Here is a 24,152-nt window from a genome sequence, read left to right on the forward strand (position 1 = left end):
GCTCCTCCATCCCTGGTCGGAATCATCTTCTCAACTTCATCCAGACCTTTTCCCCCTACAATCAATTGTGACAATTCTTTTCCGTCTTTGTCCAATCGGGTGATCAGGACATCTTTGGAGCCATATCCTTTTGATGAATTTTGTACATTTCCGGCTACAAAAAATCCTAAATCGGTAGTCTGAATAACTGCCCTGGCTTCTTCATCCGCCGAGGTTCCAAGCGTTTTCTGCCATAATTCATCTCCAAACTCATTGATACGGATCAGCCAGATATCCGAGCCACCCTTAGAATCATCTTTCTTGTCCAAGCCTTTCCCGGAATAAGAAGTTCCGGCCAACAGAAAACCACCATCCTGAGTGGTTACTGTAGAGGATAGATAATCGTGATTTGATCCTGAGAAATACTTTTCCCAAGCCTGCTCTCCCTGTTGGTTGAGTTTGACTGCATGGAAATCGTAACCGTTATTCTGTTGTTTTCCAACCTCCGGCTTCGTGCTTGCTGACCGGATAGAACTGCCTGTGATAAGATACTGCTGGTCAATTGTCGTAGTGACCTGGCTGAGAAAATCCTGAGTGGAAGACCTGATGTCTTTCTGCCAGAGAACTTCTTGGGCAGACACCCGTAAGAATGCGCATACTACAGATGCGCCGAGATAAAGTTTCTTCATTCCCGTGTGAAATTTTAATTGTTATTTCCGTCTGCTAATTTAACATTTTTTAACACGTTAAAAAGCTCATATTACGGTGAATTAACATGAATTTTATCACGCAATAATGAGATTTTCACAGCAAATTACTTTTTGGCAAAAGTATTACAAGGGAACGACAGAACTTGTCGTATTTTATCACTTATTTTGTAATAAAATATGATTAAAATAAAGTTGATTTTATATCCGAAGCTACACTTCGTCAATATAGTTGTTTAAGAGAAAGATTGTAAGAGAAAACAATTTGTTTACCTGATTGTTGGAAATTTTTCTATATATATTTAAATTACAGGTATATTATGAATGATAAAAGCTGCAAATAATGGATTATTGTGTGATTTTATAAACACACCTTTGCCCTCCCGAGATAATATGGTCTACCCTTTCCACTTTATAATCTCTTCCTATCAAAGACTGAAAATTTGATAGTTCAGCACGACAAAATCCCTGGCATTCGGTTGCTGCAGCACATATCGGACAATGATTTTCGATAAGAAAATATTCTTCACCTTCTTTTTTCCATTCCGCCACGTACCCTTCTTTACTGCGGGCCTGGGCCAAGCCTTCAAGACGCTCTTCTATAGATTTTGCTTTGGAAAGTGCTTGTTCATACCGCTCATAAGTATTCTTTTCCCGATCAGTGATTAATAAGTCCAATGCATTTTCTCCCAAAAGATTTTTTACCGATTTTAACAACTGAACGGTAACTTCTGCATGACTATCCGGAAACTGAGATATTCCCTTTTCAGTAAGACTGTAATACGTGGAAGGCCGCCCTACTCCTTCGCTTTTCACAGAAGATTCAATCAACCCTTCCTGAGCCAGATTCAGTAAATGCTTTCTTGCGCCCTCCTTGGTAATAGACAGCTCTTCAGAGATGGCAAGTGACGTCACTTCTCCTCTCATCTTGATAAACATCAGAATACGGTCTGCTGCAGGTCTCTTCATTTGACAATTATTTAGTTGTTTTATTTTCCAACAACAAATATAGTCATTTTCTATAATCTCAATAATAAACTGATAAAACATTAATATACAACACATTAAAGCAATAAAAATTAAATTAAATAAAACAACTAAAAAGTTGTTTTATTCGAATATATTATTACCTTTGTCACATATTAATCAAAAAAATAAACAGAATGAAACCGTTTACACTACCACAATTACCCTACGCTTATGATGCACTGGAACCGTTTATTGATCAGAATACAATGACCATTCATCATCAGCGACATCATCAGGCTTACGTTGATAACCTGAATGCAGCATTGGAACAAACCAATGAGACTAATCCTGATCTGGATTCGTTACTGCAAAGAATAAGCGAATACAGTCCGGCTGTGAGAAATAACGGAGGTGGTCACTTTAACCACTCATTATTCTGGGAAATTTTATCGCCACAACCTAAACTGACCCCTGAAGGTCAATTACATGATGCTATCAACACTACTTTTGGAAGCCTTGAAAATCTAAAAGCGGAAATGAAAAAGGCAGGCCTGGGACAATTTGGCTCCGGATGGGTTTGGTTGTTTGTCAAATTCAACGGTTCGATTGCCATTAGTTCAACTCCTAACCAGGACAATCCTATGATGGATGTTCTTACGATGAACAGAGGTTTTCCTATCCTTGGAATCGATGTTTGGGAACACGCTTATTATCTGGCTTACCAAAATAAAAGAGCAGATTACTTAGATTCTTTCTGGTCGGTTCTGGACTGGTCTGTGGTGGAAAGAAATTATGAAGAAGCCCTTTCAAAAATCAGATAAAAACATTGATTAAATTATGATGAATCAGGAAACGTTCATTAATAAAGCAAAAGCTTCAGGCATTATTGCCCTTGACCTTTTAGACTATAAGCCTACTACAGAAATTGTAGAACTGGATATCAAGGATCATCTTTTTATGGGAATGATTGTGAAGGAGAAGGATTTTAAAGAATCTATTGCCGCGGTGGATTTTTCCGTGTACAAAGATAAAGCAGTAGGAATTGTTTGCTCTACCGATGCCATTATCCCGCCATGGGCTTATATGCTCCTCATGGAGAAATTATCACCTTATGCTGTGCATGTTGACTTAAATAACGCAGAAAACATACTACTAGACTTATGGAAACGTCGCCTTACCTATGCAGATCTGAGATGTTATAAAAATCAGAAAGTAGTGATCAGGGCACAGGCAAGTCATGATCCCGCTCTTTACTTATTGGCAGCGGGACTTCTGAAACCGTTGGTCAAGACCCTGATGTATGGAGAAATAGGTTTACCCAAAGTAATTTTCAAACAATAATATAATGAAAGCAATCATATTCAACGGATCACTGGAAAGAAGAGCTGAGTCTACCTCGGGATTTATCTCCGGCTACTTTGCTGAACGTCTTACAGCCGCGGGTATCCGCACTGATATTTTTACCCTTGCCGATTCCGGAATTCCGTTATTCGATGTGACACTTACCAAAACTCCTTTAGCCGTAGAGCGTATGACCCAGATGTTTACGGACGCTGATCTGCATATCTGGCTGGCACCACTCTACCACGGAAGCATTCCGGGGGTGATGAAAAACTGTCTGGATTGGCTGGAGGTCACGGCCAACAGGTATGAGCCCTATCTTACAGACAAAACTGTAGGATTGGTGTGTTGGGCTGACGGGTTGCAGGCCATGCAGGGAATCAATGCGATGGACGCCATTGCCAAATCATTGCGGGCATGGCCACTTCCTTTCAGTGTACCTATTGTGAGATCGGCTTTATTTGATGGTGAGCAACCTACAGAAATTTCAGAGCTCTACTCCGGTAAGTTTGATAAATTAATCAACATTGCCACAACAAAAAAAATTGAAAAAACCATTATAAATCAATCATAACATGATAGAAACAGATATACTGATCATTGGTGCCGGCCCTGCAGGGTTATTTACGGTATTTGAAGCCGGCCTTCTCAAAATGCGTTGCCATATTATTGATGCATTACCGCAGATGGGAGGCCAGTTATCAGAATTATATCCGAAGAAGCCCATTTTTGATATTCCCGGATTTCCAAGTGTTCTTGCAGGAGAGCTTATAGACAATCTTTATGAGCAGATCAGGCAGTTTGAACCGGGCTTTACGTTTAACGAAACCGTCATCCATCTTCTTAAATTAGAGGAAAACCTCTTTGAAGTCATTACAGATAAAGGAACCAAATACAGAGCTAAAGCAGTTATTATTGCCGGAGGTCTCGGAAGTTTTGAACCTAAAAAACCTCCTATTGAAAACATTGCCCATTTCGAGGATGGTGGAGTTAACTATTTTGTAAAACATCCTGAAGACTATACGGGAAAACAAGTCGTCATAGCCGGTGGTGGCGATTCGGCGCTGGATTGGACGGTGCATCTTGCTGAAATAACCTCTTCACTGACTTTGATCCATAGGAGAAATGAATTCAGAGGAGCATTGGATTCAGTTGAAAAGGTGAAAAAGCTAAAACAAGAAGGAAAAATCAACCTGATTACCCCAGCGGAAGTCATTGCCCTTGAAGGAAACGACCGCCTGGAGAAGATTATTGTTGAAAAAGAAGGTGTACTTCAAACTATAGAAACAGATTATTTCATTCCTTTATTTGGGCTGGTTCCTAAACTCGGGCCACTTGCCGATTGGGGACTGGAACTGGAAAAAAATGCTATAAAAGTAGATAACAGCAAAGATTTTCAAACCAATATTCCGGGGGTGTATGCTGTGGGAGATATCAATACATATCCTTATAAAATGAAGTTGATCTTATGCGGATTCCATGAAGCTTCAATTGCCTGCCAAAGCATCTATCAACGTCTTAATCCGGGGAAAAAATTTGTATTAAAATATACTACGGTAAGCGGTATTGAAGGTTTTGACGGTACTAAAAAACAGGCCGAAAAGCAGGTAGTAGCCACTATTGACTAATTCCTATGAAAGAAGATATTACAATTACCGTAACAGATCAGGAAGGTACCAAACATACCCTGATCTGTCCACTTGATATGGGACTTAGTCTTAAAGATATCTGTAAAGCCTATGAACTTCCTATGGAGGCAATGTGCGGTGGCATGGCCATGTGTGCGACCTGCCATTGTTTTATTCTAAGTGAAACGATAACTCTGCCTGAAAAAAGTGATATTGAAGACGCCCTTCTTTCAGAGCTATTCAACACCCAGGCAACCAGCAGATTAGCCTGCCAGATTTATCTGACCGCCCAAATGGATGGGCTTGCTGTAGAGATTCCAGCAGTTTAACAGATTTAAAATAAAAGTTTGCACAGTTTATGATGTATAAATTGTTTGAACTGCTTTAATTAAGTTGAGCAGGGATTTCCGAAACCATGTTGAGGGAGTCCCTTTTTCAAACCAAAAAAACTAAAACAATATGGCTATTAAAATAACTGATGACTGCATCAACTGCGGGGCCTGTGAACCCGAATGTCCCAATTCAGCCATTTATGAAGGTGCCATCGACTGGCGTTGGCAGGATAAAACAAAACTTTCAGGGAAAGTGACTTTTCCGGATGGAACAGAAGCCGACGCAGGCGCCTATCAGGAAGCGTATTCAGATGAAGTTTATTATATTGTATCCGGAAAATGTACGGAATGTAAAGGCTTTCATGAGGAGCCACAATGTAAAGCTGTGTGCCCCGTAGACTGTTGTATTGATGATCCTGATCACCGGGAGACTGAGGAAGTTTTGCTGGACCGTCAGAAATTCATGCATGGAGATTAATCTATTCAATACAAATTATATATTCTTAATTTTTTAAATCAACCACATCGACGCATAGTTTTTAAAGCACTGATAAATTTCTATGAATCTATGTGGTTGATCCATTAGTTGAGCTGTTTTGCTTTTATCTCATTGTATATTTTTTGAGTAAAAGGTGTTTCAATATTCAATTCCCTGCCATATTGAAGGATTGCTCCGGCAAACAATTCCAGTTCATTCTCTTTTTTCCCGGAATGTACGTCCAGCTGCAAAGAAGTGGGTGTTTCATAAGGAAAAGTTGCAGCTTTTTCATATGTTTTTTCAATACTATGTTCCGGAAGTTCAATGCCTTTCCGATCTGTAATCTGCTTCATTTCCTTCATGATTTCAGTGGCTTCTTTTTTCTGTTCACTATCACTGCAAACGGCTCCTATTGATGAATTGTGCTTAGCTGTTACCAATCCGAAACTTGCAATAAAGAAGAATTTCGTCCAGATATCCGTTATTGCATTCTCTTTACAATCAAAATCAATTTTACTTTCTGCGAGCAAATCCGAAATCCAGTTTATATCAGCTGAAAAATGATCCGGATCTCTTCCGACAATCATTTTTCCTGCTTTCCCTTTGTGCTCTACTGTTCCTCTTTCTTTAATATGAGAAGCAACATAAATACACGTTGGTAATATAATATGATCAGGAATGATCTTTTTTATTCTGTCGTAAATATCAGCTCCGTTCATCATCGGAAGCAGGATGGTATTCTGATGAATAACGGGTAAAAGTTGTCGGCACACATTCTCAAGGTCATACTCTTTTACTGCAATTAAAACCAGGTCAGGATTTTTAATTTCACTGATGTGCTCTTCAATACCATTAGGATAAGTTCTGTTATTGGGATGTTCGGAAGACAAAAGAACGAGTCCGTTCTCTTTAACCTTCTCATAGGTTTGTCCACGAGCGATAAAAGACACTTTATATTTTCCGGAGGTTTCATTCGCCTGGTTGATTTTAAACCCAAAATATCCGCCTACTCCTCCCAATCCTACAACGACAATATGTTTTTTATTCATGAAATTATTTTTTAGCAAAGATCAGCGACAGGATTGAATTGATCACTTGACAAATGAAAAGAAATAACAAATAGTATGGAAGCCTGTTATTTATTAATCTCTCTTCTGATTCTGCTCAACGAACTGTCCTTAATTCCCAGGTAAGAAGCAATGATTTTCAAAGGTACATGCTGAAAAATATCGGGATCTTTTTTCATCAGATTGGAATAACGGGTTAAGGCTTTCTGACTGGCCATTTCTATTAACCTGTCGTGAATATTGTAATAATTCAAAACAAACAAAAGCCTGCTGAACTCTCTGAATTCTGGGACATTATGAAAGTTATCCTGTACATTTTCCAGCCCCGTTTCCCAAAACACACAATCCGTCACGGTCTGATATATTTCTTTCGTTGGCTGTTGCCTGAAAAACGAAAGAAAGTCATTCACAAAACAAGGTGCTGAATAAATATTGGTGGTAATTTCTTCATTATCCTCATTCAGAATATAAGAGCGCACATAGCCTTTCTCCAGAAAATAGGTCTTTGTACTGATAACATTCTGATTCAGCAATATATCATTGGCTTTCAATTCAAAAGAAGTGAACGTTCTGGTAATCTTTTCCACCACCTCGTCTTTAATGGTGAATAAAGAATGAAAATAATTGTTTATCGATGATTTGTCCATGTCAATAAAACCTTAATACAAGGTCTCTGTAGCCAAAGATAAAAATAATACGTTAAGCATAGAGATTAGGACATAAAGTTATTTTTGTGAACATAAAACCACCCCGTCAAATCAAAGATTTGACACCCCTCCGGAGAGGGGAATTATGCTAACATTAGTTGTAGTCTTTGTGGGGACTTGACATTATCATGATCTTCTATTCCAATTTTACAGCTTTTGTAGCCAGAAAGGTGGGCAGGTATTTATCAATTAGAAATCTCGGATGCGGTTGCATTTCTTCTACAAAATCCTCCATTAAAAAACCTGCTTTCAATTGTCCGCCGATAAGATCTGACAGACTATGCCCAAAAACCAGAGCTTCATTATTTTTAAGCTTTTTTGCTATCTGCTCCTGACTAAGATCTTTGATATCAGCATAAGGTACAGTATATTTAGGCCTGATAATTCCTTCTGCCATATCCTGAGGATTCCTATCGGCTACGAAAACCACAGGATTAAAAAAACTGGCTAATAGTGTTCCTCCTTTCTTTAAAACTCTATAGGCTTCCTCCCATACTGGATTTACATTTTCCACATAATGATTGGAAATAGGATGAAAAATAAGATCAAAAGATTCATCTTCGAAAACGCTCAAATCTCTCATATCCCCTTGCACGGTTTTTAAAGATAAACCGTCACGTTCCGCAACCTTTTGGTCCTGCTTTAGTTGTTCTTCCGAAATATCATAAACGACCACAGAAGCTCCCGCTGCTGCAAGTACCGGAGCCTGCTGTCCCCCGGCTGAAGCCAGGCATAGGATTTTCTTGCCTTTCACATCGCCCAACCATTCTTTATTCAAAGGCTTAGGAGTAAGATGTAACTCCCATTTTCCTTCTTTAGCCTCTTTAATAAGCTCTGCACTTATGGGTTGAGACCATTCGTTTTGCTCCGTTGCCTGTTGGTTCCAGGCAGATTCATTATGATGTAAAAAATCAATGTTCTGTTCTTGCATAATATTACCTTTTTCATTGGCATTATAAAACATTTACAATGCGTTACAGCATTCAAATATAGTAAGTTTGTGATCATGAATAATGGAAAGACTAGCTGTTTTCATGAAAAGGGATGAAAATAATTATACCCTGGATCTATTAAATACATTCTTTACCTGATTACAAAAGTCATTTTTTTCAACATTTACAGCGAATGTAAAAAGGCTAAAGAAAGATCAAACATCACAAACAACAACCTGAATATCATTAAAGTACAAATTAAAACATAACGAAATACAGCCTTTACATTCATTCTTTGGCATTAAATTTTAATCCTGATTTTGAACATTTTTAAAAGGTTTTTGGTAAGAATGAAGGCACACAAAAGGTCTAAATTTGCAGTATCGATGAAGAAGTCTTTCTACATATCACTTACCTTTCTACTGATCCTGTTTCTAACGGCTATAACAGGATTCACAAATAACAGAAAAAGTATTCATGTAAGTTCTTCTCAGGATCAGATGGGTTTAAAAGCTTCCGATATTCAACAGCACGATATCTTATTTCTGGCTTCCATGGCTGAAAATGATATTGACCTTGACAAAGCTTTTTTTGATCTGCCTTTTATTCTATTGGTAAAAAATATTCTTTTCAGTGGATTACAATCGGGATCAGGGGCTATTATAAGCTCTGCTTCACAGCATACACATCCCTATCATGTTCCCAGATATCTTTTGTTTCATAATTTAAAGATCCAAATTTTAGGATTTTCTCTTTAACTTATCTCTGAAACCCTTATTCAAAGGGATTTCCTACAAACAATTTCGAATTTGATTATCCGAATATTTCGGATAGTCACCTCACCTATAAACCTATAAGCTATGCATGAATTAAGTATAGTGAAGGATATTTTTGACACCTTGGAAGAGCATTATAACGCCAAAGTTGAAGATATTCAGCAAGTTCAGGTAACGGCGGGACTCCTGTCCAATGTACAGCCCGTCCTGATTCAGAATGCATTTGATGCATTTATTACCGACCATCCTGTGTACCGGGAAATGGAACTGGAAGTTTTTGTCAATGATATTATCGCCCGTTGTGAGCAGTGTCATAAAGACTTTCCTGTCCGGTATCACAAGTTTGTATGTCAGGACTGTGGCACGCCGTCCGCCCATATTGTTCAGGGAAATGAACTCTTTATCTCAAAAGTAATTTTTAAACAAAAAGACCATTAATATGTCAACAGCGAATCCAAAAAGTCTAGGAAACCGCGTAGGGTCGGTTCAATGTGATAATACAACCCTTCATTTATTAAAAGCCAATGATTTTGTAGCTAAAGCTATCAGAGAGCATTTAAAAGGTATTTGTGTCATCAATGTGTGCTCTTCTCCTGGATCAGGAAAAACAACTTTAATGCAGGAAACAGGAAAGCGTCTTGCCAGAGATCTTAATATCTCAATCCTGGTGGGAGATCCTGAGACAGAGCGTGACGCTATCCGTATGCGTGAAGTGGGGATTAACGCACTGCAAATTGTAACCGGCGGAATGTGTCATATCGAAGCTCAGATGATTCTGCAGGCTTTGGATCACATTGATCTGGAAGGGGTAGATTTATTATTTATTGAAAACGTAGGAAACCTGCTTTGCCCTTCTGCCTTTGATCTGGGTGAAGATTACCGTGTAACACTCCTTGCCTCCACAGAAGGTGATGACAAGCCTAAAAAATACCCTCGTATGTTCTTAACCAGTGAATTGATGCTCGTTTCCAAAGCAGACCTCCTTCCTTATGTTCCGTTCTCTGTAGAGGCAGTAACAAAAGATGCTCATGAGGTGAATCCAAACTTAGAAGTAATGACGATCAGCACTTTAAACGGCGAGGGAATTGATCAATGGTGCGAGTGGCTGAAAGAAAAGGTACAACTGAAAAAGGAAAATGCGGCTAAAGAAGCTTAATATGAATACAGTGCAACCAGTCGTAATCGATGAAGTAAAAACAGGACTTGACCTCATCGCTCAACACCCTGACGTTCTGGAAATCGAATGGTTTGAAACTCAAAAACAAAAACTCACCCGGGCTACCAGGTCCGGGTTGGTTTTAGAGCTGAGATTGCCGCTCAAAAAAGAATGGCAGCAAGGAGATGCTTTATATAGTAATGGTCAATTAACGGCTGCTATTACGATCAAAACATGTCTTACTATATGTTTTCCGGTAAAAAATGATAGAGAAGCTGCAGACTTCTGTTATTTTATAGGAAATCAGCATCTGCCTGTATTTCTCGTCTCAGGTCAACAATTTGCCGTTCCTTACGACGGACGTCTCTATGAACAACTCTCCACAAGATATGGCGGTCGTATTAAGCTTAAAGACTCGCAGTTATTATCCACCCAATCTCTACGCCATCTGGCAAAAAATAAAGCATATGAACATTAAAAACAGCCTGATCACATGTCTTTTTGCAGTGATACTCCTTTTACAAAGCTGTCAAAAAACGAAAGACTCTGTCTATACAGCATCTTCAGATCAACAAGTCACTGCTACGGACAGCAGGGGCAAGGCCATTACTCTTCCCCATGAAGCGATGCGGATTGTCGTATTGTACAACGCATTGGTGGATGATGTGTATATGCTTCAGGCAGGAAAAAAAATTGTAGGGATCCCGCAGCAGATCTATGAAATGGAAGATACATACAGTTTTCTTTCAAAACTGGATGACCGTATCAAAAATAAAACTATTGCCACCCCCACTTTTGGAGGACAATCCAGCAATGCAGAAAGTATTGTCGGTTTAAAACCGGACTTAGTTCTCACCTTTAATACCGATCAGGATAACATCAATCAGCTTGAAAACCTGGGAATTCCAGTATTTACGTTTTCATCTCTAAATGATGCGAAGATTCTTGATGAGTTGAAAAATGTAGGAAAACTGTTAGGTAAAGAAAAACGTGCAGAAGAAATCACAGGATATGTTTCTGAAGAAGTCAAAAAAATGAGAGCTTCCCAAGAATCATCTCCTAAAAAAATCTACTATGCGTGGTCAAAAGGACGCATCATGTCCACATCAGGGAAAGGAAGCCTGATCGATATGGCGATTACCTTATCGGGGGCCCAGAATGTCTGTCCCGTTCCGATAGAAGCACCTAATATCAGTGCAGAAACCATGTATAAATGGAACCCTGACTTAATTATTTTATGGAATTCCAGATTATCTGATGTGTATGATCTTAAGGAACTGGCTGCTCTTCCGGCTGTTAAAAACAAACAGGTATTTGCGATGTCTCCTTCCTTTCCGTATGATCCGCACACGGTGAAATTTATGTTGTTTGCCAAGCAGCTCCGTCACTGGTGCATGCCTGAATACACACAAGAACAGCTTGATCAGGATGTTAAAAAAGCCTTTGAAGTCATCTACGGCAAAAAAGGATTGATCTGATGAAGCGATATAGTAAAAATATCATATTACTGATTCTGTTTCCTGTTCTTCTGGTATGCATTTCCCTTGTAATAGGTTCCAGCCAGAATATAGGTTTTGGGGAATTGTTTCATCACATAGCCTTAGAATTGGGAATGTCCAAAGATACAACTGTTTTGCAGGGAAGTTTGCCTACTATTTTATGGCAGGTACGCTTACCGCGGATTGTTCTTACTTTTCTGGTAGGTGCTTCGCTGGCTTCCTCCGGAGGTGTTCTTCAGGCGGTATTCAGAAATCCTATCGTTGATCCTTTTACGTTGGGCATTTCCTCAGGTTCAGCTTTTGGAGCTGCATTGGCGATGTTATTCCCTGTTTTGGCGGTTAATGCTTCAGCCTTCATTTTCGGAGTAGCTGCGGTTGCCATCACCTATCTGGTTTCTTATGCGGGGGCTAAAACTTCTATTGTCAGTATGGTTCTGGCAGGGATGATCGTTTCAGGAGTATTTACGGCATTGCTGACGGTATTGCAATATCTCAGTGATCCTTACAAACTGCAGGCTATTGTACAATGGACAATGGGAAACCTCCATACGGCCTCCTGGCAGAAAGTCCAAACTGCGATATTTCCTGTTATCATTGGTTTATTGGTGATTGTAATTCTTCGGTGGAAGCTGAACCTTCTGGCATTGGGAGATCATGAGGCGATGGCAGTAGGGGTGAATCCTACCCTTTTGAAACTTATCCTGATGGCCGTTACCACTATGATTACAGCTTCGTCCGTCGCAGCTGTTGGAGTGATCAGTTTGTTTGGGTTGATTGTTCCTCATATCAGCAGAATGATTTTCGGACCTGATAATTCGATTACAGTTTGGGCTAATATCAGCATTGGTGGAACATTCTTACTGCTGATTGATGACTTCTCACGAACTGTAATGCCTTTTGAAATTCCCATCGGTGTATTCACGATGATCATCGGTGCCCCGATTTTTATGTATCTCATGCGAAAAAACGCTATAAACTGGAACTCATGACCCATCTGATTAGTATAGAACAGCTTTCTTTTGATTACGGAAAAGATAAGGTATTAAAAAATGTAAATGCAGGATTTCAGAAAGGGAAACTCTCTGTGATCCTTGGCAGGAACGGCAGCGGTAAATCCACTTTGTTTAAAATCATAGCCGGTCTTGAAAAAAATTACAAAGGAAACATCAGGATTGCCGGTAAAGAGCGTCGAAAAATAAAAACAGGAACAAAGTCTCCGGTCCGTCTTGGTTTTTTAACTCAATTCCATCAGACTACTTTTCCGTTTAAAGTCATGGATGTGGTATTGACCGGACGGGCTTCTTTTTCAAGATTCTCTCCTCAATCAACAGATTATGAAGCGGTAGAAGATATCCTTCAAAAATTCAATTTAACCCATTTAAAAGATAAATCTTACACTTCCCTTTCCGGCGGAGAAAGACAACTGGTACTCTTATGCCGTGTTTTGGTTCAGAAACCTGATATTTTAATGCTGGATGAACCTACCAATCATCTGGATCTGCACTATCAGGTTGCCGTGCTGGAAGTCATCCGCCAGCTGGTGAATGAAGGCACTACGGTTTTATGCGTTATGCATGATCCTAACCTTGCTTTTCAGTTTGGCGATGATTTTTTTGTCATGCGTCAGAATGAGCTGGTTCCTGTTCAATCTCTGGAAAAAGATGAATTGAAACAGCTTCTGGAAGACACTTACCAGGTTCCTTTACACGTGTTGGATAATCAGGGAACTCCCATGTTTGCACCTCAATTAAAATAAAATATATGAAAAATCTTGAAGAAATAACCATTTCGAAGGTGGAAGACTATCAAGTGTTTGAAGTACTGCCTTATGTTATGGAATTCAGACGTCAGCTATATCCGTTACTGGATCCGTTGATTGTTCCAAAAGATCTGGTAAATTTTGAACAAAATTACATCCATTCCGGTTCCGGAGCTTTTTTACAGGCCCGCACAACCAACGGAAAACTGATAGGGGTTATTGGAATGATGCCTTATGATTACCGGTTTCCTCACCTGAATATCGGCGACGAAACGACCGTGGAAGTTGCAAGGTTATTTGTAAACCCAGAACATCGGAGAAATGGTGTTGCCACCTTATTATTTCAGGAACTGGTAAAGAGGGCACAGCAAAAAAATATAAAACGGCTCTACCTGCATACCCACCCTTTCCTGCAGGGAGCATATGAATATTGGCTCAAACAGGGTTTTATACTGCTGAAATCCTGTTACGAAGCCAGCTATCCTACATTACACATGGAATTAATGATTTCAGGACAATAAATACACTACAACGTAGAAAGATACAATGAAGCACATAGCCAAAAAAGTATTGTACATCAATGGTATAATGCTCCTACTTCCTTTTGCCTTATCAGCACAGGAAACCCATCCTGTTTTTGGAAAAGTTTTAAATCAGGAAGGTAAAATTATTTCGAATGCTACTGTTTCCATCAATCATGGAACGCCCACAACAACTAGCAAAGACGGAAGTTTTATATTTAAAACACCCGTTCAGTATCCGGCCCAGCTGATGATTGACGCCAAAGGATATTCAGAATCCCATATCACTATAGATTCTCTTTCTTATGATGATAAAAACGGGATCACCATTCGCCTTGCCGAAAATCAGACAAATATTCAGGAGGTCTTGATTACCGCGAGAAGAAACAATTCTTATCTTACCAATACTCTTGAATTAGGCGGAAAATTTTCAGGAAACTTAAAAGATCTTCCTCAATCTGTTTCTATCGTCAGCAGTGAGTTCATGGAGGATAAACAAGCCTATACGACCCGTGAAGTGGCACAGGATCTGGCAGGAGTTACCACAGCTTCTTCGTATGATGATCTTATTATCCGTGGTTTCAAAAGTGGCTATGAGACCGGGATTCGTCTGGTGAATGGTCTGCGCTCAGGATATAGCTATGGTAATAGTTATTATCGTTCTCCATTGACCATTAATTTAGAAAGCGTTTCCGTTTTAAAAGGACCGGGAGCTTCTTTATTTGGTGATATTACACCGGGAGGTACTATTAATATGGTGACTAAAAAACCATTGGAAACACAAAAAGGATCTGTTAATTTCTCCGTGGGAAGCTTTCAGACTTTCCGTACCAATATTGATCTTGGAGGCCCTTTAGACAAAGAAAAGAAAATTCTGTACCGACTGAATGCCGGTTATGAAGACAGCAAAACCTTCCGTAATGTCAATCAACAGAAAAACTTTATGGTGGCTCCGTCATTTACTTTTAAACCTTTTGATGGGACACAGGTGGATATTGATTGGGTATATGATCAGTTTCACGGCTATCTTGACCGGGGAATGGGGTTGAGAAATAATGACTTCTACGCTTTGCCACGTTCTTTTACTTTAAGTCAACCTTCTGATTTTTATAATACGAAAACATTATCATTCAGTGCGAGGCTGAGCCAGCGGCTTACTCATAATTTGTCATTGAATGCCAGTTATATGAAATCGATCTACCAGGAGGATGTCAATGAACACCGCACCCTGAACAGTTATGCTAATGCTCCTGCCAATACGATTATGAATATGCGTTTCTTTGACCGTCACGGAAAAGACTACACAGATAATTCCGTAGTCTATCTGAAATGGGATCTTACCGGGCATAAAACAGAACATCATATCATTGCGGGAGTCGATTATGCCCAGTATGAAGGAGACAGCAACAACCGGCAAAGAGAAGCCAGACAACAAAAAATAGACGGAAAGATTGTCCCGTTGACCTTTGACCTCAACAATCCTACGTATACCACTCATGATCTCAGCAATTATGTATGGCTGCCACAAGGTAACTATCCTTTCCTGAGTCCTTATAAAACAACCGGAATCTACGTACAGGATCAGATTTCTTTTGCGGACCGGTTAAAATTGGTGGTCGGATTACGTCATGAGCATTATTATTCAGAAACCGTAAGTGCCGCGGATCGTTTTCATGCCACGCAAAATGCATGGCTACCCCGTGTTGGACTGACCTACCAGATTAATGATCAGATTAATTATTTCGCAAGCTACTCACAGGGATTCGCCCCTGTTGGTGCCAATTTCATTCAGAACTATCATGATTATGGAGCTGATAAACCTTTCACAGCAGAACATAGTTTCCAGATTGAGACAGGTCTTAAAACAGGATTTTTTAAGAACCAATTGCAAATGGATTTGTCTTTATTCCGGATTGAACGTAAAAATATGTTGATTGCCACAGGTGAAATCAGTACTACAGGATTTCCGGTTTACAGGCAATCCGGACAGGCAGTGTCAAAAGGGGTTGAGATTGATATCCGCGGCCAGCTGACCAAAGAATTTCAGGTGATGGCCAATTATACCTGGAACCAAACAGAGGTTAAATCCTCTTCTATTGCTTCAGAAGTGGATCAAGCTTTACCGGGAGCTCCCCAAAATATGGCCAGCATGTGGCTGAAATATGTTTTCTCAACCTCAGCTTTGAAAGGTTTGGGATTTGGAGCGGGAGTGTATTATGTAGACACCAGACGTATGGATAACAGCATTGGAAAAGACAGTACCGGAAATGCGCTGTGGGGAGAATGGCCTTCTTATACCACTGTAAATGCAGCGGTTTATTATCACATCGGAAAAATGAAAATGGCAGTAAATGTCAACAACGTTTTCAACAAATATTATTTCCTGGGAGGTTTTGATTATACCCGAGCGTTCCCGGGCGCTCCAAGAAACGTAATGGTTTCTGTGGGGTATTCATTCTAAATTTTTTTTAATCTTGTTAAAACCCGGGCTGCCATTGATAGTCCGGGTTTTTTATTTTTAAAATTATTGTTGAAAAATGCAATGGAGCTGAGAAGACTTAAGATTGTTCTCATTTAGGGCTCCGGGATTTTATCTTTTATAGAATTATCGTTTACTCAACTCTCTTCTTCCGCAAATCTTACAGATTTTGCAAGTCAGACAGATCTTAACAAGGAAATCTGCTAATGTGCTCAAAATTTTCTCTACTAAAATATTGCTTTTACTCTATACCTTTTCATTTTTCGTATCTTCATTAGCTGAAATAATTCCTGCAATTTGCTACCTATGGATAATGACTTTCAATACAAATTTATCAAGCCCGACCATATTATTGCTGATTTTGTAGAAAATCTGGGCACTTTTCATAATGCTTCAAATGAACCTAAAGAAGTTGTTGTGATTCCCGATGGAAGAATTGATCTGTTTTTGTCTCAATCTCCCACGGAACCTTTTCACATTACACTTTTAGGATTGGAAACCTATCCCGAACAAAGACAGATCCCACCAAAAACAACAGCTTTTATCATAAGTTTTAAACCGATTGCTGTTGAATATATTTTACAAGCTTCTATTGCCGATCTATTAAACACAGGAAAAGAACTTCCTCCCGATTTCTGGGGTTTCACAGCAGATGACATTCAAAGTTTTGAACTTTGTTCTCAAAAAGCGACAGAAATAATTAAAGAATTGTTACCGGTGAAAACCGATGAAAGAAAACTGAGGCTTTTTGAGCTGATGTATTTATCAAATGGTGAAATGAGCGTGCAGGAACTCTCGGAACAAGTGGGCTGGAGCAGCCGTCAGATCAACCGTTATTTCACCAAACAGCTGGGATTGTCTTTAAAAGCTTACTGTACTATTTTACGCTTCAGAGCATCATTGGAACATATTGCCCACGGTAAGCTCTTTCCCGAACTTAATTATACCGATCAGAATCATTTCATCAAAGAAATCAAAAAGTTTTCGGGAGTGGCTCCCAAAGAATTATCCAAAAATAAAAACGACCGATTTGTACTATTATCCGTATTGAAAGGGGAATAAATTTGCATTGTAAAATTTAAATTAACATGCTGACAGATCATAAATCGATAGCGATTGTAGGTGGTGGTCCTGCGGGACTTACCCTGGCCAGACTTTTACAATTGAAAAATGCCAATGTAAAGGTATACGAAAGAGATATAAACCAACATGCCCGTGTTCAGGGTTCCCCTCTTGACTTGCATGAAGATTCGGGATTGGCTGCTTTAAGGAAGGCCGATCTCATGGAAGAATTTAAAAAGACCTTCCGCCCCGGAGCCGATAAAACACTCATCCTCAATCCACAAGCAGAAGTGCTTTACAGTGACCATGAAACAAAACCCGAAGAAAATTTTGGTCATGAACATTTTCGGCCCGAAATAGATCGCGGTCCTTTAAGAACAATGTTGCTGAAGTCTTTACAGCCCGATACGGTACTATGGGACAGTCACTTTATTTCCATGGAACCACAGAATGAAGGTTGGATACTTCACTTTAAAAACGGAACTTCAGCTTATGCCGATCTTGTCATTGCTTCGGATGGAGCCCGTTCAAAGATCCGTCCTTACCTTACAGACATCAAACCTGTTTATTCAGGAGTATTGATGCTGGAAGGAAACGTTTCAAAGACAGCAGCTCCACAAATTGATGCCTTAATTAACAGTGGTAAAATCATGGCTTTTGGAAATGCTCAAAATATATTGATAGGACAGAAAGGAAATGGTGATCTCGGATTTTATGCCAGTTTTAAAGCAGATGAAAATTGGCAGGAAACAAGTAACCTTGATTTTTCCGATACTACCAAAGTTCTACGATGGTTTAAAGAACAGTATTCAGAATGGAGTAATATTTGGGATGAATTATTTGAGCATGCTTATACTCCCTTTATTCCTCGTCCGATTTATTATATGCCTTTAGATCAGGCTTGGGAGACCCAACCTAACCTGACTTTAATAGGTGATGCAGCCCATGTAATGCCTCCGTTTGCCGGCGAAGGAGCCAATATGGCAATGCTCGACGCTTTGAAACTGAGTGAATATTTTACAAATAGTCAATACAATACACTAAAAGAAGCGATTGCCGCTTACGAGACAAATATGCGTAAGCAAGCGGATACAGCCATTCAGGAATCACTTGAGAATGGAGAAAGAATGCATTCAGAATATGCACTGGAAAATATGCTTGATTTTTTCAATGGACATTCCTGATCTTTTATCTGATTCCCCTTAATAAAAAAACTGTCTCAAAATTGAGACATCCATTCATATTTTAAATTCAATAAAAGTAAAAAGAACATACTACACATGTACAACATTAATACAACACATTGAAAAGCAAAAAATAATCACAATAAAAAACAAACAGAATTAACGTTAAAAATTCAATACAAAATCAATACATCTGTTTTAAAAATACTTTATTACCAATTTGGTAAATGATGGGCCAATCAAAATACATTATAGAGAAATAGTATAAAAAAATAGAATTAATTGTTTAAGATGATCAAAATAAAGATTAAACTAAGACATATATATCGAGGTATGTAAAAAATCCCGCAAATAAAAAAACAAAAATCAAAACACTGATAAACAATCTATTACAAAAATAAATAAGCCCTGTAGTACCCGTGTCGTACAGTTTTTTTTTCTGTTTTAAGTATTTTTTTTCAAATTTGACAAAAGGCCACCAAAAAACGAGTGGTGAAAAGAGAATATTTCGAAACACTGTCTGACCTGATGAGTCAGACAGTTTTTTTTGCTTCAATCCAGGCTGTCTAAAAACTGATAAATATCAACTTCCGTAGGAATGTTTAATTTCTTTCTGAGCCTGTATTTTTTTTGCTGAACAGTCTTGTGCTGGATCAGGGTATAGCTGGCAATTTCCTTGGAGGTAAAATGCAATCTTAATAGCGCACAGAAAGTTAACTCAGAATCTTCAAGGCTGGGATTGATATTCAAAAGTTTCCGTATAAAATCCGGGTGTGTCTTTTTAAAGTATATGAGGAACTGGGGATCATTTTTTCTCGCCAGTTCCATAAGAGTTCCGTGAGTATTGTCATTCATTTTATTTTTCAATTCCTGAGACTCTATTCTAAGGTCTCTCTTCCTTTTCCTTAACCGGCTGATAATGCTCCATGAGTATATTCCTAACAGTGAGAAGGTGGCAAGAGATAAAAAGATTACCCACTGCATTTTAGTCTTATGATTTTCTGCGTCTTGTTTTGTTTCTGAAATAAAAGACTCCATATCCTGATTGATGGTGTTCAGTAATGCGGTATTGGTTTTATTTTTTGCTTCAGTGTACGCTTTTAAATAGAAATAAGCTTTTTCTTTTTGTCCTTTCTTCTCATAGACCGATCTCAGGTCATTATATATATATTTTGTATAATACACAAAGATACGTCTGGTCTTTTTATCTATTTCCAAAGATCTTTTAAATGCTTCTTCAGCTTTATCATATTGTCCGTCAGCAAGATAATATTCACCAAGGATTGTATTGATATAGAGAGCAATCCCGTCTTCTTTTTTCCGCCTTTCCATCTTGCTATATGCTTTTGATATATAAGCGTAAGCTGAATCCATATTTTTATACATATAAATGTAATCACTTATGGCACAATCGATGTATCCTGTGGTATCAAGTTTTCCTGCTTTCTGAAAATTCTGTAATGCTTCTTTATAGTTTTTTCTTTCAATCAGATAAGTAGCCTGTCGAAGGTAGATATTAAAAAGCAAGCTTGTCGTCAGTTTGGACGGATGACTTTTTTTAACAAGGCTCAGGGCTTCATCATTGTATTCAAAAGCTTTATCCATCTTTTTGAGTTCTGCGTTAAAACGGCCATATACGTTATAGAACCTTGCTTTATGAATATTATTCTCTGAATCATCCAAGATTTCTTTTGCTTTATCGAAGAGAAACTGTGATTTCTGATAATTTTCCGATGAAATGTTCAACTCTGCCAAATTGATGTAGCAAAGTGCTTTACCATCCTGATAGTTTAACTGTTCCGCTTTCTTATAATATCTTTTATTAAGATGAACAAGGGAATCATACTCACCGGAAAGGCGGAACTTCTCATTCTGTGTCAGCAAAGGAACATCAAATGTATCTTGATACTTCGTGGAACCTTGATTACACGAGATTAAAATAACAACCATCATAGAAAGAAAAATACGTATCATAGTGCTTTCTATATTTAATCTACAAAATTATCATTATAAGTTATCATACTAAACATTGCAAAGTCATACCCATATATAATACTTGATTTTCTCTTTATTATTTTTCTTTAATACGCAGAGGGTCAGTCATTATTTTGTTCTTGTATATTATTAAAAAACACATAAATATCTTTCTCTCCCTGTATATTTAATCTTTTTCTGATCCTGTATTTTTTCTGCTGCACAGATTTATGCTGTACAAAAGTATAGTCTGCTATTTCCTTTGAAGTAAATCCCAGCTTCAGCATAGCACAAAAAGCAAGCTCTGAGTTTTCAAGGCCAGGATTGATATTCAAAAGACTGTTGATGAAATCCGGGTATACTTCTTTGAATTGCTTTAAAAATGAAGAATCATTTTTTCTGCCCAATTCAGTAAGCTCTTCTACCTTTTTATTGAATACATGGTTCTTCAAAACTTCGGTTTCTATTTTTAAACTTCTTTTTTTTGTTCTGAGATTTTTTATGATCTTCTGAACGTATATACCTGAAAAAGTAAGAACAGAAATAGATAAGGCTACCAATAGTGGCAATTCATTTTTATGCCAGTCCGATTCCTTTTTTGTTTCTGAAATAAAATCTTCGGTACTTTTATTCATCGTAACAAATCGCTCATTATCAAGCCTACTCTCCTCTTCCATATATTTCTTCAGATAGTAATAGGCCCGGCTGTCGTCATTTTTCTTTTTATACAAATCAGATAAAGCTCTAAATACTCCACTTGTATGGGATGAGTAAGTACGTCTTGTTTTTATATTGATTTCCAATGCCTTTTTGAGAGCTTTTTCTGCTTCATCAAGCTTATTAACTTCCTTATAATAACATCCCATGGTAAAGTATACCCACAGAGATTCTACATCAGATGTTTTCTGTTCGAGCATTTTTTTAGCTGCTATGGAAATGTACGTTCCGGCGAGTTCCGGCTGATGGGTAAAAAGGTAATATTGAGCAACCGTGGAATTGGTGTATGCAGAGTTTTCCAGCGCATTGCCTGTAAGAAAGCTTTTCAGGGCAGTCCCTCTCCAGCCTTTCTTGGTAAAACAAAAGCCTTTAGTGAGGTAAAGTTTTGGAAGGAGTTGTGTTGTAAGCGGAGTTTTTTTAGCCTGTTCTAAATAATGAAATGCCTTATCATTGTATTGTATAGCTTTATCATAAGCTTTAAGGTGAAAATAATAGAGACTGTATTTGTTGAAAAATATGGATCGATGATACCTGCTTTCTGAATTGACAAGATCGTTTTCGGCCTTATTAAAAAGAAATAAAGCTTTTTCATAATTTCCTGTTGAGGCATTTACTGCGGCTATATTGAGATAACAAAGAGCCTTTCCCTCCGGATATTTCATTGTAACTGCTTTTTTCAGGTATCTGGTATTAAGACGAATAAATTCTTCGTATTTCCCCGAAAGCTGCAGATCTGAGCTCTGTTTCATTAAAGAACGATCAAAACTCTCTCTTTCTTTATCCTGAGATTTTTCATTGCAGGAGATCACTAATAAGAACAATCCTATAGACAGTGTATAGATTGTAATTTTTTTTATGATCCTTGCATTGATATATTTATTTTCACTAATTGTCACATTGTACTGTTCCATCTCAAACTGGACATTCTTTTGGTAAAACAATCTCCAAATAAATTACATTTTCCGATAATTTATGTTATAAATATACATAAATATGGCACTCATTAGATATAAAACAGTATTAATATTTAAAAAATACAATACATCCACTTTATGAGATAAAGCATTTAATAAAATTAATTTATGGCATTAGTCTTATATAAATTTTTCATACAAATACTTCTATCTCAATCAAAAGTCACATCTTTGTATACGCAACATTATGATCGCAAGTCTTCAATATCGCCATCTTTTATCTACTGAAAGTAAAATCTATAGAGAAATCCGTCTGGAAAGTCTGAAAACATTTCCGGAAGCTTTTGGGGCCACTTATCAGGAAGCCTTGGAAATCAAAAAATTCAGATTGGAAAACGATATTGAAACGCAGGCAACCGACAGATTTGTTTACGGAGCCTTTTCAGGCCGCCATCTTATTGGGATATGCACATTTGTTAAGAATGAAGATCATACCGGAGGAATTTATCAGATGTATGTTAAAAAAGAATTTCAGGGCAAAAATGTTGCATATGAATTGATTCATTCTACAATCAAAGAGGCCAGAAAGCGATGTAATAATATTGTTATTTTTCTGGAAGTTACTCCTGATAATGAAAGAGCGTATCATTTTTACAAAAAGACCGGATTTGAAGAAGTTATGAAAAAAGACGCTTCCACCGGTATTTTGATGCAATATTCAAAAGAGGATACATTTTAAGACGTTATCACATCAGAAATACAGATCTATGTCCTCTTTACATTCTATTACAAACAAAAAAGAATCACTATAACAGTGATTCTTTTTGTCTGTGACCCGGCTGGGATTCGAACCCAGGACCCATACATTAAAAGTGTATTGCTCTACCAGCTGAGCTACCGAGTCGGCCACTTACTTTTTCTAGCAAATCCCTTTGTTTAAGGGACTGCAAAGATAGAAATTATTCTTTTAATTCCAAGTTTTTTCTCCATTTTTATTTAAAATTTTCCACTTTATTTATAGAGGAATAGAAAGCTGTTATCCTGTTTTATTTGGAAGCTTGCAATTTTGCAATATTTAAGTATCTGTTTATGAAATATTTTCCTAAAAAACGGTATGCAAATTAGTCTGCGTACCGTTAAATGAATCAGGAAGAAAATTACCAGACAAGAGGTGCTTGATCTCCATTTTGGTTTTCTGCGTAATAAAGTGAAGGAAGGATTTGGGAGAGATAGGTAAACTCACTATAGCAATGTTCCATTAATCCAAATCCAACTTCATCGGGCAGCTGCTGATCAGTACCTGCGGTTAGAGCTCCAAGAAAGAAATGGCTTCTCAGTACTCCTCCGTGTGGGGTATCTCTCATGACGTGAAACATGTATCCGTCCAGAGGATCACCATTATGATCTGTCGGTGTGTTTTCGCCAAAACCAATTCTTGCATACACAACCGCGCTTACACTTTCATTAATAAATGCCTGTTCTAAAACAACAGGATCAAAGATTTCTGCAGGCTGATGAAATTTTATCGTTGCAGGTACGGGACGAATATCTCCGAGAGATTCCGTGGCATGTATTGTGGCTCCTACATAATTTTTGTTTTTGATCCATTTGCTGTCCCAACCTCCATGTTCTATATGATCACGGGGATGCCACAGTTTTAAATCTGCCGTTGTTTCAAAGTAGGTAAACCACCAATCGAGCATTTTTCCATTGCACTGATGCATGAGATTTCTCATCGCAACGTGCAGCATTCCGTTGTCTAATCTTTTAATACCTGTTTCAAGAGATATTGGTTTAGGGGATAGAAGGTCATCTATATCCTTAAACATCAGTTTTTCAATTTCCTTTGTCAATTCCATAATGAGTCATTTATTTATCTGTAGGATTTAAAGTAAAGGCCGATAGGAAAAATATTTGAGATTAATCTCTCTATTTCCTGCTATCTGTCTATAAATCCTGATACAAATTTAA

At 38.1% G+C, this 24,152-nt stretch carries 25 protein-coding genes, 1 tRNA gene and 1 pseudogene; 18 read left to right on the forward strand and 9 right to left on the reverse strand.

Going from position 1 to position 24,152, the window contains the following annotated elements:
* Both M030_RS0105750 and M030_RS0105755 read right to left on the reverse strand, forming a co-directional pair.
* A pseudogene (locus M030_RS0105750) lies at positions 1-668 on the reverse strand (T9SS C-terminal target domain-containing protein); the annotation flags it as partial.
* Between the two features lie 366 nt (positions 669-1,034).
* Positions 1,035-1,655, reverse strand: coding sequence for a helix-turn-helix transcriptional regulator (locus M030_RS0105755; protein ID WP_027372624.1), 621 nt, complete (start codon positions 1,653-1,655; stop codon positions 1,035-1,037).
* Positions 1,656-1,849: 194 nt separating this feature from the next.
* Here M030_RS0105755 and M030_RS0105760 point away from each other — a divergent pair, with 194 nt between their 5' ends.
* The 6 genes from M030_RS0105760 to M030_RS0105785 all read left to right on the forward strand — a co-directional run bounded on the left by M030_RS0105760 (position 1,850) and on the right by M030_RS0105785 (position 5,434).
* Entirely contained in the window at positions 1,850-2,476 is a 627-nt protein-coding gene (locus M030_RS0105760) for a superoxide dismutase (RefSeq protein ID WP_027372625.1), read from the forward strand.
* A gap of 16 nt (positions 2,477-2,492) precedes the next feature.
* Entirely contained in the window at positions 2,493-2,996 is a 504-nt protein-coding gene (locus M030_RS0105765; RefSeq protein WP_227533119.1) for a DUF2480 family protein, read from the forward strand.
* 4 nt (positions 2,997-3,000) lie between these two features.
* Positions 3,001-3,570, forward strand: coding sequence for an NADPH-dependent FMN reductase (locus M030_RS0105770; protein WP_027372627.1), 570 nt, complete (start codon positions 3,001-3,003; stop codon positions 3,568-3,570).
* A gap of 1 nt (position 3,571) precedes the next feature.
* Complete coding sequence (locus M030_RS0105775; RefSeq protein WP_027372628.1) at positions 3,572-4,624, forward strand: NAD(P)/FAD-dependent oxidoreductase; 1,053 nt, start codon at positions 3,572-3,574, stop codon at positions 4,622-4,624.
* A gap of 5 nt (positions 4,625-4,629) precedes the next feature.
* Positions 4,630-4,953: a 2Fe-2S iron-sulfur cluster-binding protein gene (locus tag M030_RS0105780; RefSeq protein ID WP_027372629.1), complete on the forward strand. Its 324-nt coding sequence runs from the start codon at positions 4,630-4,632 to the stop codon at positions 4,951-4,953.
* A 130-nt stretch (positions 4,954-5,083) separates the two neighbouring features.
* On the forward strand, positions 5,084-5,434 hold the full coding sequence (locus M030_RS0105785; RefSeq protein WP_027372630.1) for a 4Fe-4S dicluster domain-containing protein: 351 nt from the start codon (positions 5,084-5,086) through the stop codon (positions 5,432-5,434).
* A 104-nt stretch (positions 5,435-5,538) separates the two neighbouring features.
* Here the strand turns inward: M030_RS0105785 and M030_RS0105790 are convergent, their stop codons facing one another.
* From M030_RS0105790 to M030_RS0105800, 3 genes are all read right to left on the reverse strand, one after another.
* Positions 5,539-6,483, reverse strand: coding sequence for a ketopantoate reductase family protein (locus tag M030_RS0105790; protein WP_027372631.1), 945 nt, complete (start codon positions 6,481-6,483; stop codon positions 5,539-5,541).
* An 86-nt stretch (positions 6,484-6,569) separates the two neighbouring features.
* A complete protein-coding gene (locus M030_RS0105795; RefSeq protein WP_027372632.1) occupies positions 6,570-7,148 on the reverse strand; it encodes a Crp/Fnr family transcriptional regulator in 579 nt (192 codons plus the stop codon).
* 196 nt (positions 7,149-7,344) lie between these two features.
* The gene (locus tag M030_RS0105800) at positions 7,345-8,139 is read right to left on the reverse strand and encodes a class I SAM-dependent methyltransferase (RefSeq protein WP_027372633.1); all 795 of its coding nucleotides are present in this window, start codon (positions 8,137-8,139) and stop codon (positions 7,345-7,347) included.
* A 351-nt stretch (positions 8,140-8,490) separates the two neighbouring features.
* Between M030_RS0105800 and M030_RS0105805 the strand changes: the two genes are divergently transcribed.
* From M030_RS0105805 to M030_RS0105860, 11 genes are all read left to right on the forward strand, one after another.
* A complete protein-coding gene (locus M030_RS0105805) occupies positions 8,491-8,898 on the forward strand; it encodes a hypothetical protein (protein ID WP_027372634.1) in 408 nt (135 codons plus the stop codon).
* A gap of 102 nt (positions 8,899-9,000) precedes the next feature.
* On the forward strand, positions 9,001-9,354 hold the full coding sequence (locus M030_RS0105810) for a hydrogenase maturation nickel metallochaperone HypA (protein WP_027372635.1): 354 nt from the start codon (positions 9,001-9,003) through the stop codon (positions 9,352-9,354).
* A gap of 1 nt (position 9,355) precedes the next feature.
* Positions 9,356-10,072 (forward strand): hydrogenase nickel incorporation protein HypB, encoded by a 717-nt coding sequence (gene hypB, locus M030_RS23780; protein ID WP_051584913.1) that lies wholly within the window; start codon positions 9,356-9,358, stop codon positions 10,070-10,072.
* Between the two features lies 1 nt (position 10,073).
* On the forward strand, positions 10,074-10,550 hold the full coding sequence (locus M030_RS0105820; protein WP_034722184.1) for a hypothetical protein: 477 nt from the start codon (positions 10,074-10,076) through the stop codon (positions 10,548-10,550).
* A complete protein-coding gene (locus M030_RS0105825; RefSeq protein WP_027372637.1) occupies positions 10,540-11,550 on the forward strand; it encodes an ABC transporter substrate-binding protein in 1,011 nt (336 codons plus the stop codon). The genes M030_RS0105820 and M030_RS0105825 overlap by 11 nt, the downstream gene beginning before the upstream one ends.
* Positions 11,550-12,560 carry a FecCD family ABC transporter permease gene (locus M030_RS0105830; protein ID WP_034722185.1) on the forward strand — a complete coding sequence of 337 codons (1,011 nt, stop codon included), beginning with the start codon at positions 11,550-11,552 and terminating at the stop codon, positions 12,558-12,560. Before M030_RS0105825 ends, M030_RS0105830 begins: the two co-directional genes overlap by 1 nt.
* Positions 12,557-13,327, forward strand: a complete 771-nt coding sequence (locus M030_RS0105835) for an ABC transporter ATP-binding protein (protein WP_034722186.1) — start codon at positions 12,557-12,559, stop codon at positions 13,325-13,327. The genes M030_RS0105830 and M030_RS0105835 overlap by 4 nt, the downstream gene beginning before the upstream one ends.
* 5 nt (positions 13,328-13,332) lie before the next feature.
* Entirely contained in the window at positions 13,333-13,851 is a 519-nt protein-coding gene (locus M030_RS0105840) for a GNAT family N-acetyltransferase (RefSeq protein ID WP_034722189.1), read from the forward strand.
* 25 nt (positions 13,852-13,876) lie between these two features.
* Complete coding sequence (locus tag M030_RS0105845; protein WP_027372641.1) at positions 13,877-16,312, forward strand: TonB-dependent receptor; 2,436 nt, start codon at positions 13,877-13,879, stop codon at positions 16,310-16,312.
* A gap of 324 nt (positions 16,313-16,636) precedes the next feature.
* Complete coding sequence (locus tag M030_RS0105855; protein WP_027372642.1) at positions 16,637-17,392, forward strand: helix-turn-helix domain-containing protein; 756 nt, start codon at positions 16,637-16,639, stop codon at positions 17,390-17,392.
* Positions 17,393-17,418: 26 nt separating this feature from the next.
* Complete coding sequence (locus M030_RS0105860; protein ID WP_027372643.1) at positions 17,419-18,576, forward strand: FAD-dependent oxidoreductase; 1,158 nt, start codon at positions 17,419-17,421, stop codon at positions 18,574-18,576.
* 552 nt (positions 18,577-19,128) lie between these two features.
* Here M030_RS0105860 and M030_RS24880 read toward each other — a convergent pair.
* Together M030_RS24880 and M030_RS24885 are read right to left on the reverse strand one after the other, a co-directional pair.
* Positions 19,129-20,550, reverse strand: a complete 1,422-nt coding sequence (locus M030_RS24880; RefSeq protein WP_051584914.1) for a tetratricopeptide repeat protein — start codon at positions 20,548-20,550, stop codon at positions 19,129-19,131.
* 122 nt (positions 20,551-20,672) lie between these two features.
* Positions 20,673-22,178 carry a tetratricopeptide repeat protein gene (locus tag M030_RS24885; protein WP_051584915.1) on the reverse strand — a complete coding sequence of 502 codons (1,506 nt, stop codon included), beginning with the start codon at positions 22,176-22,178 and terminating at the stop codon, positions 20,673-20,675.
* Between the two features lie 250 nt (positions 22,179-22,428).
* Between M030_RS24885 and M030_RS0105880 the strand changes: the two genes are divergently transcribed.
* A complete protein-coding gene (locus tag M030_RS0105880) occupies positions 22,429-22,920 on the forward strand; it encodes a GNAT family N-acetyltransferase (RefSeq protein ID WP_034722192.1) in 492 nt (163 codons plus the stop codon).
* Between the two features lie 92 nt (positions 22,921-23,012).
* Here M030_RS0105880 and M030_RS0105885 read toward each other — a convergent pair.
* Together M030_RS0105885 and M030_RS0105890 are read right to left on the reverse strand one after the other, a co-directional pair.
* Positions 23,013-23,085, reverse strand: a tRNA-Lys gene (locus tag M030_RS0105885).
* Between the two features lie 253 nt (positions 23,086-23,338).
* Positions 23,339-24,040 (reverse strand): DAPG hydrolase family protein, encoded by a 702-nt coding sequence (locus M030_RS0105890; protein WP_185097382.1) that lies wholly within the window; start codon positions 24,038-24,040, stop codon positions 23,339-23,341.
* Positions 24,041-24,152 lie beyond the last annotated feature (112 nt).

The sequence above is a fragment of the Chryseobacterium sp. UNC8MFCol genome (genome assembly GCF_000482305.1).
Taxonomy (GTDB): domain Bacteria; phylum Bacteroidota; class Bacteroidia; order Flavobacteriales; family Weeksellaceae; genus Chryseobacterium; species Chryseobacterium indologenes.

Bases quoted from the DNA above. Each gene is read 5' to 3' on its own strand.
- M030_RS0105790 (WP_027372631.1), bottom strand. From the start codon at position 6,483: ATGAATAAAAAACATATTGTCGTTGTAGGATTGGGAGGAGTAGGCGGA.
- M030_RS0105840 (WP_034722189.1), top strand. From the start codon at position 13,333: ATGAAAAATCTTGAAGAAATAACCATTTCGAAGGTGGAAGACTATCAA.
- M030_RS0105770 (WP_027372627.1), top strand. From the start codon at position 3,001: ATGAAAGCAATCATATTCAACGGATCACTGGAAAGAAGAGCTGAGTCT.
- M030_RS0105835 (WP_034722186.1), top strand. From the start codon at position 12,557: ATGACCCATCTGATTAGTATAGAACAGCTTTCTTTTGATTACGGAAAA.
- hypB (WP_051584913.1), top strand. From the start codon at position 9,356: ATGTCAACAGCGAATCCAAAAAGTCTAGGAAACCGCGTAGGGTCGGTT.
- M030_RS0105820 (WP_034722184.1), top strand. From the start codon at position 10,074: ATGAATACAGTGCAACCAGTCGTAATCGATGAAGTAAAAACAGGACTT.
- M030_RS0105825 (WP_027372637.1), top strand. From the start codon at position 10,540: ATGAACATTAAAAACAGCCTGATCACATGTCTTTTTGCAGTGATACTC.
- M030_RS0105775 (WP_027372628.1), top strand. From the start codon at position 3,572: ATGATAGAAACAGATATACTGATCATTGGTGCCGGCCCTGCAGGGTTA.
- M030_RS0105765 (WP_227533119.1), top strand. From the start codon at position 2,493: ATGATGAATCAGGAAACGTTCATTAATAAAGCAAAAGCTTCAGGCATT.
- M030_RS0105890 (WP_185097382.1), bottom strand. From the start codon at position 24,040: ATGGAATTGACAAAGGAAATTGAAAAACTGATGTTTAAGGATATAGAT.
- M030_RS0105805 (WP_027372634.1), top strand. From the start codon at position 8,491: ATGAAGGCACACAAAAGGTCTAAATTTGCAGTATCGATGAAGAAGTCT.
- M030_RS24880 (WP_051584914.1), bottom strand. From the start codon at position 20,550: ATGATACGTATTTTTCTTTCTATGATGGTTGTTATTTTAATCTCGTGT.
- M030_RS0105785 (WP_027372630.1), top strand. From the start codon at position 5,084: ATGGCTATTAAAATAACTGATGACTGCATCAACTGCGGGGCCTGTGAA.
- M030_RS0105860 (WP_027372643.1), top strand. From the start codon at position 17,419: ATGCTGACAGATCATAAATCGATAGCGATTGTAGGTGGTGGTCCTGCG.
- M030_RS0105800 (WP_027372633.1), bottom strand. From the start codon at position 8,139: ATGCAAGAACAGAACATTGATTTTTTACATCATAATGAATCTGCCTGG.
- M030_RS0105760 (WP_027372625.1), top strand. From the start codon at position 1,850: ATGAAACCGTTTACACTACCACAATTACCCTACGCTTATGATGCACTG.
- M030_RS0105845 (WP_027372641.1), top strand. From the start codon at position 13,877: ATGAAGCACATAGCCAAAAAAGTATTGTACATCAATGGTATAATGCTC.
- M030_RS0105810 (WP_027372635.1), top strand. From the start codon at position 9,001: ATGCATGAATTAAGTATAGTGAAGGATATTTTTGACACCTTGGAAGAG.
- M030_RS24885 (WP_051584915.1), bottom strand. From the start codon at position 22,178: ATGGAACAGTACAATGTGACAATTAGTGAAAATAAATATATCAATGCA.
- M030_RS0105855 (WP_027372642.1), top strand. From the start codon at position 16,637: ATGGATAATGACTTTCAATACAAATTTATCAAGCCCGACCATATTATT.
- M030_RS0105830 (WP_034722185.1), top strand. From the start codon at position 11,550: ATGAAGCGATATAGTAAAAATATCATATTACTGATTCTGTTTCCTGTT.
- M030_RS0105780 (WP_027372629.1), top strand. From the start codon at position 4,630: ATGAAAGAAGATATTACAATTACCGTAACAGATCAGGAAGGTACCAAA.
- M030_RS0105755 (WP_027372624.1), bottom strand. From the start codon at position 1,655: ATGAAGAGACCTGCAGCAGACCGTATTCTGATGTTTATCAAGATGAGA.
- M030_RS0105795 (WP_027372632.1), bottom strand. From the start codon at position 7,148: ATGGACAAATCATCGATAAACAATTATTTTCATTCTTTATTCACCATT.
- M030_RS0105880 (WP_034722192.1), top strand. From the start codon at position 22,429: ATGATCGCAAGTCTTCAATATCGCCATCTTTTATCTACTGAAAGTAAA.